Source organism: Streptomyces sp. FH025 (assembly GCF_017427025.1).
Taxonomy (GTDB): domain Bacteria; phylum Actinomycetota; class Actinomycetes; order Streptomycetales; family Streptomycetaceae; genus Kitasatospora.
Window position 1 is genome coordinate 1 of sequence record NZ_JAFLNG010000301.1, and the last position, 8957, is coordinate 8957.

General features: G+C 73.2%; 11 protein-coding genes. 10 read left to right on the forward strand and 1 reads right to left on the reverse strand.

From position 1 onward, the window contains the following. On the reverse strand, positions 1-416 hold a 416-nt coding region (locus J0670_RS39345), incomplete at its 3' end, for an ATP-binding protein (protein WP_307806626.1). A gap of 649 nt (positions 417-1065) precedes the next feature. Here J0670_RS39345 and J0670_RS21175 point away from each other — a divergent pair. The 10 genes from J0670_RS21175 to J0670_RS21220 all read left to right on the forward strand — a co-directional run bounded on the left by J0670_RS21175 (position 1066) and on the right by J0670_RS21220 (position 8736). Then, complete coding sequence (locus J0670_RS21175; protein ID WP_207813217.1) at positions 1066-1239, forward strand: CsbD family protein; 174 nt, start codon at positions 1066-1068, stop codon at positions 1237-1239. A gap of 82 nt (positions 1240-1321) precedes the next feature. Beyond that, positions 1322-1543 (forward strand): hypothetical protein, encoded by a 222-nt coding sequence (locus J0670_RS21180; protein ID WP_207813218.1) that lies wholly within the window; start codon positions 1322-1324, stop codon positions 1541-1543. Between the two features lie 240 nt (positions 1544-1783). Further along, positions 1784-2185: a Na+/H+ antiporter subunit E gene (locus J0670_RS21185; protein ID WP_207813219.1), complete on the forward strand. Its 402-nt coding sequence runs from the start codon at positions 1784-1786 to the stop codon at positions 2183-2185. Then, positions 2182-2439: a monovalent cation/H+ antiporter complex subunit F gene (locus J0670_RS40310; protein WP_207813220.1), complete on the forward strand. Its 258-nt coding sequence runs from the start codon at positions 2182-2184 to the stop codon at positions 2437-2439. Before J0670_RS21185 ends, J0670_RS40310 begins: the two co-directional genes overlap by 4 nt. Then, positions 2436-2732 carry a monovalent cation/H(+) antiporter subunit G gene (locus J0670_RS21195; RefSeq protein ID WP_207813221.1) on the forward strand — a complete coding sequence of 99 codons (297 nt, stop codon included), beginning with the start codon at positions 2436-2438 and terminating at the stop codon, positions 2730-2732. The genes J0670_RS40310 and J0670_RS21195 overlap by 4 nt, the downstream gene beginning before the upstream one ends. After that, positions 2729-2998: a DUF4040 domain-containing protein gene (locus J0670_RS21200; protein WP_207813222.1), complete on the forward strand. Its 270-nt coding sequence runs from the start codon at positions 2729-2731 to the stop codon at positions 2996-2998. Before J0670_RS21195 ends, J0670_RS21200 begins: the two co-directional genes overlap by 4 nt. Further along, on the forward strand, positions 2995-3735 hold the full coding sequence (locus tag J0670_RS21205; protein ID WP_207813223.1) for an MnhB domain-containing protein: 741 nt from the start codon (positions 2995-2997) through the stop codon (positions 3733-3735). The genes J0670_RS21200 and J0670_RS21205 overlap by 4 nt, the downstream gene beginning before the upstream one ends. After that, complete coding sequence (locus tag J0670_RS21210) at positions 3732-4076, forward strand: sodium:proton antiporter (RefSeq protein WP_207813224.1); 345 nt, start codon at positions 3732-3734, stop codon at positions 4074-4076. Before J0670_RS21205 ends, J0670_RS21210 begins: the two co-directional genes overlap by 4 nt. Positions 4077-4082: 6 nt before the next feature. After that, a complete protein-coding gene (locus J0670_RS21215) occupies positions 4083-5927 on the forward strand; it encodes a complex I subunit 5 family protein (protein WP_207813225.1) in 1845 nt (614 codons plus the stop codon). A gap of 292 nt (positions 5928-6219) precedes the next feature. Next, positions 6220-8736, forward strand: coding sequence for a sialidase family protein (locus tag J0670_RS21220; RefSeq protein WP_207813226.1), 2517 nt, complete (start codon positions 6220-6222; stop codon positions 8734-8736). Positions 8737-8957: the final 221 nt, after the last annotated feature.

Here is an 8957-nt window from a genome sequence, read left to right on the forward strand (position 1 = left end):
GCACCCCGGGCAGCAGTAGGACCGGCTGCGCGTAAGGACCGCTGGATGTGACGGCCGAACGGGGACGGCACCTCCAGCCACACGAGCTTCCCGGTCCCTTCGGGCAAGCAGCCCCAGTCCCGGGCCAACCGGTCCACCACGCGCAGGCCGTGCCCGCCCGGCCGACCCGGGTCGGCGTACGGGCGCAGCCGGGGTGGCACCGGGCTCGCGTCCGTGACCTCCACGCGCAGCCGGGCGCCGTCCCAGTTGAGCCGCAGCTCGCGCGGGCCCCCGGGGGCGTGCAGGCAGGCGTTGGTGATCAGCTCCGACACCATGAGCAGGACATCCTCGGCGAGGGCGTGCTGCTCGTCGTCGGCTGTCGGGATCCATTGCCAGGACCGCAGGGCCTCTTCGCTGAACTCACGGCTGCGGTGCACCGCACCCTCACTGCCCGTCAGTACGAGCCTCCTGGTCTGCCCCGGGCTCCCCGCCCCGACCGGTCCGTGTCGTCCGGGCCGTTCCTGTCGTCCGTGCCGAGGGTCTTCCCCGGGGCGGTTCATCAGAGCCTCCTCACACCGGGCCGCGGCGTGCTTCCAGGTGGTGGCGGGCCCGGCTGCTCGAGCGCCGGCACCAGATCTGGATGGATCGTCAGCACCCTGTCGGCTTCGGTGATCGCAAACCGATCCGTACCGGACCCTTGCGATCCACCGTGGCCCACAGAGCGGCGTTCCGTGCCCCCTCGCCCACTGCGGCGCCCTCGGCGGTCGGCGGCATGGCGGGCTCCCGGTCCGGTCGCGACGGCGACGCGCCGTCCCGGCCATTGTGCCGCGCACGACCGCGGGCCGCACGGTCGGCCGAAGCGGGGGCCATCCCGGGCGTCGCCGGGTCCGCTGCCCACTCGTCCATGACCCGCGTTTGCCCGGCTCCACCACGGTTACACGCCCGGCGGACGGGAAACAGAGGCGATCGCCGTGACCGCGCCGGGCGGCGACCGGCAAGTGCCCCAGGACGAGGTGTGGAAACGCCTCCTCAGGGCAAGCGCCGGGCTGAGTGGTTCTCGCCCCCATCACGAGAGGAGTACCGGACATGGGTACCGAGGAGAAGCTGCGCAACGCGGCCGAGAAGGCCAAGGGCAAGGCCAAGGAGACCGTCGGGCAGGCCACGGGCGACCGGGTCGTCGAGGCCGAGGGGCGTGGCAAGCAGGTCAAGAGCGACCTGAAGCAGGCCGCCGAGAAGGTCAAGGACGCGGGGAAGGACTGACCCGCACGAATTCGGGACGGCGTGGTCGAGGCGCTCCGTGGGCCCTGACCACCCGCCCTCCCCTCCCCCGGAGGTGGACGCGATGAGCAATCCGAAGAAGCCCGTTCCGAAGGACCCGCCGGTACCGGTCGAGACCCCGGAGTCCCGGATGACCGGCGAGGGCGGACCGCTGCCCGCACCCACGGGGAGGGAAAGGCCGCAGGACGGCTCCGAGTTCGAGGGGACGGATCCCAACCACGGGCTGGAGCCGCAGGACGCCACGGAGCCGAGTCACGAGCCGGAGCCGCACGAGCCGCCCGACTGAACAGACTGAATCGAGTGGGCCGACCGGGCCGATCATCGGAGGTTTCGGCTGCGCCGTCCGGCGAACGGGTGGTCCGCTACGGCGATCGCGCGTCCGGCGGCGTTGCGCGCGGCACGCGTCCGCCGACCGGGCGGTAGACCTGGGGCGCCCGCCACGGTGACGGGCGCCCTGACAGCGGGACTTGGGGGTGGAGCGATGCGGACAGCGGTCGAACTCCTGCTCTGGTGGGGGGTTTTGCTCTTGCTGAACACCGTACTGATCAGCTCGGTGACGCCACTGGAGGTGGCGGTCGGCGGCGGCCTCGCCGTCCTCGGCGCGGTCGGCGCCGTCGCGGTGCGACGCGCCTCGGGGGCCGCCACGGGCGGACCGGCGCGGCTGGCGCAGGCGCTCTGGGCGTTCCCGTGGACCCTGCTGGCGGACACCGGCCGGCTCGCACTCGCCGTGCTGTCACCGCGCCGCCGGCGGGGCGGGTTCCGCACCGTGCGGCTCGCACCCGGCACCGGACCGGCCTGGGCTGCGGCCCTGCTGTCCGCGACACCCGGCGCCGTCGCCGTGGACGCCGAGGACGGCAGCCTGACCGTGCACACACTCGGCGGTGAAGTGTCCGCGCTGGAGCGGGCGTTGACGGGCGAAGCCCCGTGAACGCCTGGCTGGTGACGGCCGCCGTGCTCGGCGTCGGCGGGATCGGGCCCTGTCTCCTGCTCGGGCTGCGCGGCTCGGCGCAGCAGCGCGTGGCCGCGCTCAGCCTCGCCGCGACGGCGACGGCCGTCGTCCTGCTGCTGCTCACGCAGGGGTTCGGCCGCACCTCGTACACCGACCTGGCACTGGACCTCGCCGTGCTCGCGCCCGCCGGGACGCTGGTGTTCACCCGCTTCCTGGCCGGGAGGGAACGGTGACGGTCCGCCACTTCCTCGCCCTGGTCCTGCTGGGCGCGGGCACCGCCGCCCTGCTGCTCGCCGCCCTCGCCCTCGTCGTGCTGCCGGGCCCGTACCTGCGGCTGCACGCGCTCTCCCCCGCCGCCGTCCTGGGCGCTCCGCTGGTCGCCCTCGCCCTCGCGGTGGACACCGGTCCGGGGCGGGCGGCCGTGAAGCTGCTGGTGATCGGCCTGCTGCTGGCGGTCGGCGGCACCATCACCACCATGGCCGTCGCCAGGACCACCGTGCACGCCGAGCGAAGGACCGAGCGGTGACCAACGCCCTGATCGTGATCGCGCTGCTGCTCACCTCCGTCACCGCGACCACCGCCGCGCTGACCCGCGACCCGGTCCGGCAGGCCGCCGTCCTCGCCCTGCTCGGGCTCTGCCTCGCCCTGCTGTTCACCGTGCTCCAGGCACCGGACGTCGCGCTCTCCCAGCTGGGCGTGGGCAGCGCGATCACGCCGCTGCTGATCCTGCTGACCGTCCGCCGAGTGCGCCGCGAAGAGCACCCCGACGATCGCCCGGACCACACCGAGTGAGCCGCGTCGCCCGCCTCCGGCTCTTCCTGACCGCCGCCACCGTCCTGGCCGCCGCGCTGATCGCCGCCGCGACCGAACTGCCCGGCTTCGGCGGCACACAACACCCGTACGGTGAAAGGGCGGTGGCCGCCGGCCTGGCCCGGCGGACCGCCAACATCGTCTCGTCCGTCAACTTCGACCAGCGGGCCTTCGACACCCTCGGCGAGGAATCGATCCTCTTCGGCTCGGTGCTCGGCGCGGGCATGCTGCTGCGCCTGGCCCGGGACGAACGCAAGCGCCGCGCCGCCGCCGAACCCGTCCTGCCCAGCACCCGGCTGTTCGGCGCCGCACTGCTGCCGGTCACCCTGCTGACCGGCGGATACCTCGTCGCCCACGGCCAGTTGAGCCCCGGCGGCGGCTTCCAGGGGGGCGTGGCGCTGGCCACCGCGCTGCACCTGGCCTACGTCGCCGCCGACTACCTGGTACTCAAGCGTGTCCGCCCGCTGGCCGTCCTGGACGTGACGGACGCGATCGCCGCCGGAGCCTACGCCGCACTCGGGCTGATCGGCCTCGCCCAGGGCACCGCCTACCTCACCAACACCCTGCCGCTCGGCACCTTCAACCAGCTGTCCTCCAGCGGGCTGGTCGCCGTGATCAACGCCGCCGTCGGGGTGGAGGTCGCCTCCGGTGTGGTGGTGCTGCTCGCGCACTTCCTGGACCAGGCGGTCGAAGTCGTTCCCCGCAGGAGGCCCCGTTGAGCGTCTTCCCCTACCTGGTCGCCGGATGGATCCTGCTCGCCGGGCTGTACGGGCTCGTCACCAGCCGCAACCTGGTGCAGGCGGTCGGCTGCCTGGCCGTCGCGCAGTCCTCCACGTACGTCCTGCTGCTCGCGGTCGGCTACCGCCGAGGCGCCACCGCGCCCGTCTACTCCGACCTGCCGACCGACGCCCCGGTGGTCGACCCGGTGGTCCAGGCCCTCGCGCTGACCGACATCGTCGTCGGGGCGACCGTCACCGCGCTGCTCCTCGCCCTGGTGATCCAACTGCGCAAGCGGCACGGCACGGTGGACCCGGAGGAACTCGCCGGACTGCGAGGGTGACGGCCGGTGAGCACCGCTGATCTGCTGCCGCTGGCCGTCGCGATCCCGCTGCTGGGCGCCGCCGTCCTGGCCGTCGCCGGCCGGTGGTTGCCCCGACCCGCCCGCGATGCCCTCGCCACCGCCTGGGCCGCCGCCGACGTCACCTGCCTCTGCCTGCTGTGGATCCGCACCAGCCCGAACGGGCGGGCGGTGTCCTGGCTGGGCGACTGGACGCCGACGGGCGGCCACAGCGTCGGCATCGTCCTGGTCGCCGACCGGCTCGGCATCGGGCTCGCGCTGCTCGCCGCCGTCCTGGTGCTGGCCGTGCTCGGCTACGCCTGGCGGTACTTCGACGAACCATCGGGCGAGCACGGCGGAATCTTCCCGGCCCTGCTGCTGCTCTTCGAAGCGGGGATGTGCGGCTTCACGCTCACCGGGGACCTCTTCGACGCCTTCGTCTTCTTCGAGCTGATGGGCGCCGTCGCCTACGCCCTGACCGGATACCGGATCGAGGACCCGCGGCCGCTGCACGGCGCGCTCGCGTTCGGGCTGGTCAACTCGGCCGCCGCGTACCTCTCCCTGCTCGGCATCGGCCTGCTGTACGCCCGCACCGGAGAGCTCGGACTCGCCCAGATCGGCGCCGCCCTGGACGCGCGAGCCGCGACCGGGCACGGCCGGGACGCCCTGGTCGTGGTCGCTTTCGTCCTGGTCCTGGCCGGTCCACTGGTGAAGGCCGCGGCCGTTCCCTTCCACTTCTGGCTGCCGGACGCGCACGCCGTGGCGCCGAGCCCGGTGTGCATGCTGCTGTCCGGGGTGATGGTCGAACTCGGCGTCTACGGGGTGGCACGGATCCACCGAGTGGTCTTCGCCGGAACGGGCGGGCTCCCGGACGACATCGTCCGGGGCACCCTGCTCGCCGCCGGGGTGCTGACCGCGCTGGTCGGCGCCGTGATGTGCTGGCAGCAGCGCCACCTGAAGCGGATGCTCGCCTTCTCCACCGTCGGGCACATCGGCCTCTTCCTGATCGGCGCCTCGCTGCTCGACCCGGCCGGACTGGCCGGCACGGCGGTCTACGTGGCCGGCCACGCCGGCGCCAAGGCCGCCCTGTTCGGCCTCACCGGCGTCCTCCTCGACCGGTACGGCTCCGTGGACGAACACGGACTGCACGGCCGAGCCCGCGAACTCCGGTTGCCCGGGCTGCTGTTCGTCCTCGGCGCACTGGCCCTGGCCGGCCTCCCGCCGTTCGGCACCGGACTCGGCAAGGCCCTCACCGAGGAGGCCGCCGGGCATGAACTCGGCTGGCTGCCGGCCGAGTTCGTCCTGGTCTCCGCGCTCACCGGCGGCGCGGTGCTGCGCGCCGGCCTACGGGTCTTCGGCGGGGTCGGCGCCCCGCCCACGGAGCTCCCCGAGGTCGCCGCGACCAGCGGCGAGGGCGAGGAACCCGAGATCCGTCCGACCGAGCGCCGACTGCCGAGGCCGATGGTCGCGGTCCCCGGCCTGCTGCTGGCCGGGTGCCTGGCCGTCGGCGTCCTGCCCGGGATCGGACGGGCGCTGGCGTCCGGAGCGGCGGCCTTCACCGACCGGGCCGGCTACCTCGCCGACGTCCTCGGCCGGCCCGCTCCGCCCGCCGCTCCTCCACCCGAGGCCTGGTGGACGGCCTCCGGCACCGGGCTGGGCCTGCTCTCCGTCCTGCTGGCCGCGGGGTTCGCCACCGCGGCCCTCCGCCGCGATCCCCGGCGCGGCACCGGCAGGCTGTACCGGGCGGCCGTCCTTCCCCTCCGGCGCCTGCACTCCGGGCTGCTCGGGGACTACGTCGCATGGCTGACCGTGGGCCTGGCGGCCCTGCTGGTCGCCATCACGGCACGGCTCTGAGAACACCCCCTTCCGTTCAGCGGCCCCGCGCCACTGGCGGACGGCGGTGTCGTGGCGGCACGTGAAGGGGATCCGCGTAACGCATGGTTAAAACTCAATTCTGTGAAATCGGTTAAAGGCAACGGAATACTCCGAGGTCGCAACCGGTCTTCAGCCGAAGGGGGTTCACTCTCGGGCATCGTTCGCATCCGATATCTAACGCATCTGCAAATACTCCCGCACAGCTCTTCCTTGGAATGATCGAAGACGGCAGGTTGGGGCCGCACTTCCGCGTCATCCGTGAGGAGCCCCGATGAGTTCAGCCAGGCGCCGCGCAACCCGCGTAGCCCTGAGCGCGGCCCTGCCCGCTCTGCTGCTGTTCACCGCGATACCCGGCCACGCCGCACCGGCCGGCACCACCCCCGGCACCGCCATCACCGACGGATCCGCCCTGCCGCCCTTCGGCCCCGAGGCGTTCGGGGACGAGGACGGCGGCGAGGGCGGCGGTGAGAGCGCCGACATCCTCGCCGCCGACGCCGCCTACAGCGCCGTCCGCACCGCCCCCGGCACGACGGTCAGCTCGGAGGCCTTCGCCGCCGGCCGCCAGAGCGCCAACGGCATGCCCGTCAGCGGCGGTCGCTGGAGCGAGCTCTCCAGCGCGCCGTACGACACCTCGGACCACTCGTACGAACTCGGCCCGCACATGGCCGGCCACGGCGTCGCCTCGGGCCGGATCACCTCGCTGGCCGTCGACGGGCAGTACCTGTACGCCGGTGCCGCCGGGGGCGGTGTCTGGCGTTCGACCGACCAGGGCGCCCACTGGACGCCGGTCTTCGACCAGCAGGACACGCTCTCCATCGGCGCGGTCGCGGTCAACCCGGCCGACCACTCGCTGTGGGTCGGCACGGGCGAGGCGAACAGCAACGCCGACGGCATCGCGGGTGGCGGCGTCTACCGCTCCACCGACCACGGGCAGACCTTCCAGCTGGTCGGCGACCGGGTCGCCAACAGCATGGTCTTCCGGATCTCCTTCGCCGAGAACAACCAGGTCTACGTCGCCACCAACCAGGGCCTGCTCAAGCACCCGTCGAAGCAGATCCGCAGCCCCTGGCAGACGGTGCTCAAGCCGGACCCCAACCCGACCGCTTCGCCGTACCGCACCTCCTTCGTCACCGACGTGCGCGTGCGGCCCGGCAGCCACGGTCAGACGGTCGTCGCCGCCCTCGGCTGGCGCGGCGGCACCACGCCCGCCGACCTCCAGTACAACGGCTTCTACGTCTCCGACGACGCGGGCGCGACCTGGACCAGGGCCACCCCCCGCGGTGACCTCGACGCCGGCCACTTCGGCCGCACCACCTTCGAGTGGACCCCGGACGGCAACAAGCTGTACGCCGTCGTCGAGGACCCGACCAACGTCAGCCTGGGCGGCGTCTTCTCCGCCGACTCCGGTGACGTCTCCGGCTCCTGGACCAAGCTCGCCGACGCCGCCAAGCTCAAGGCCTCCGGCGGCCGCGCCGGCACTCCGGGCGCCCAGGCCTGGTACGACCAGTACGTCACCGTCGACCCGGCCGACCCGAACCACGTCTACCTCGGCCTGGAGGACATCTACGAGACCTCCGACGGCGGCAGGACCTGGGACACCATCGGGCCGTACTGGAACTACGACCTGCCCTGCTACGACGACGACCCGGCCAGGAACACCTGCCCCGACACCACCCACCCCGACCAGCACGCCGCCGCCGTCGCCCCCGACGGCACCGCGTACTTCGGCAACGACGGCGGCGTCTGGTCCCGCCCGGCCGCCCTGCGCAAGGTCGTCCGGTGGACCGACCGCAACGCCACCCTGCGCACGCTCCAGTACTTCTACGGCGGCCTCGGAGCCTCCCCCGACGGCAAGGGCGACATCGCCTGGGGCGGCCTCCAGGACAACGGCTACTCCGTCCTCACCCCGGGCAGCGACCACATGGCCGAGCCCAAGGGCGGCGACGGCTTCGACGTCGTCGTCGACCCGAAGAACGGCAACCGGGTGGTCGCCGAGTACACCAACCTCGCGATGGCCAAGTCCGATGACGGCGGCCACAGCTGGTACTACGTGACGCCCAACTGCAAGCAGAACAAGACCAGCCCGTGCGAGAGCGACGGCCGCTTCAACGCGCCGTTCTCCGCCGACCCCGGCAACGCCGACCACTGGGTCGCCGGCGGCCGCTACGTCTGGGACAACCAGGGCAAGGGCTGGGACACCACCTGCTGGCAGCAGGTCTGCGACTGGAAGCCCGTCCGCGACCTCGGCGCGGGCAACGCCTCCACCGCCGTCGCCGTCTCCGGCACCACCACCTACGTCGGCTGGTGCGGCACCGGCAACGGCTGCAACCCGGGCGCGGCCACGCCGTTCACCTCCGGCATCGACACCAACTACGGCGGCGCCTGGCACCGGATCAGCGCCCCCGAGCTGCCGAACCGTTTCGTCACCGGCCTGACCGTCGACCCGGCCGACGCCGGCCACGTCTACGCGGTCTACGGCTCGTACAGCCGCCACTGGATCGACGGCGCCGGCGTCGGCCACGTCTTCGAGTCCCGCGACGGCGGCGCGCACTGGACGGACATCAGCGGCAACCTGCCGGACGCCCCGTTCAGCGTGGTGAAGGTCTGGAAGGGCCAGGTCGTCGTCGGCGGCGACGTCGGCGTGTTCGTGGCCGACGGCTCCGCCGGCTGGAGCCGCCTCGGCGCCGGCCTGCCGAACGCCTCCGTCTCCGACCTGACCGTCTCCCCCGACGGCGGCTACCTGATGGCCGCCACCCACGGCCGCGGCCTGTGGAAGATCTCCGGCTGACGCTGCTTCCCCCGTGCGGCCCCACCAGCCACCTTCGGCCGGTGGGGCCGCACGCGCATCTGTGGAACCGGACGGGCCCCGCCGCCCTCCCATGACCACACCGTCCGCCAGAACCGGGAGACCTCACCCCATGCACCGACACAGAACCGTGGGGATCGCCGTCCTCATCCTCGCCGCGCTCGGAACCGCCTCGGCCTGCGGCGCGGACAAGGGCGGCGACA

Coding starts and splice junctions, on each gene's coding strand:
- J0670_RS21175 (WP_207813217.1), top strand. CDS start 1,066: ATGGGTACCGAGGAGAAGCTGCGCAACGCGGCCGAGAAGGCCAAGGGC.
- J0670_RS21180 (WP_207813218.1), top strand. CDS start 1,322: ATGAGCAATCCGAAGAAGCCCGTTCCGAAGGACCCGCCGGTACCGGTC.
- J0670_RS21220 (WP_207813226.1), top strand. CDS start 6,220: ATGAGTTCAGCCAGGCGCCGCGCAACCCGCGTAGCCCTGAGCGCGGCC.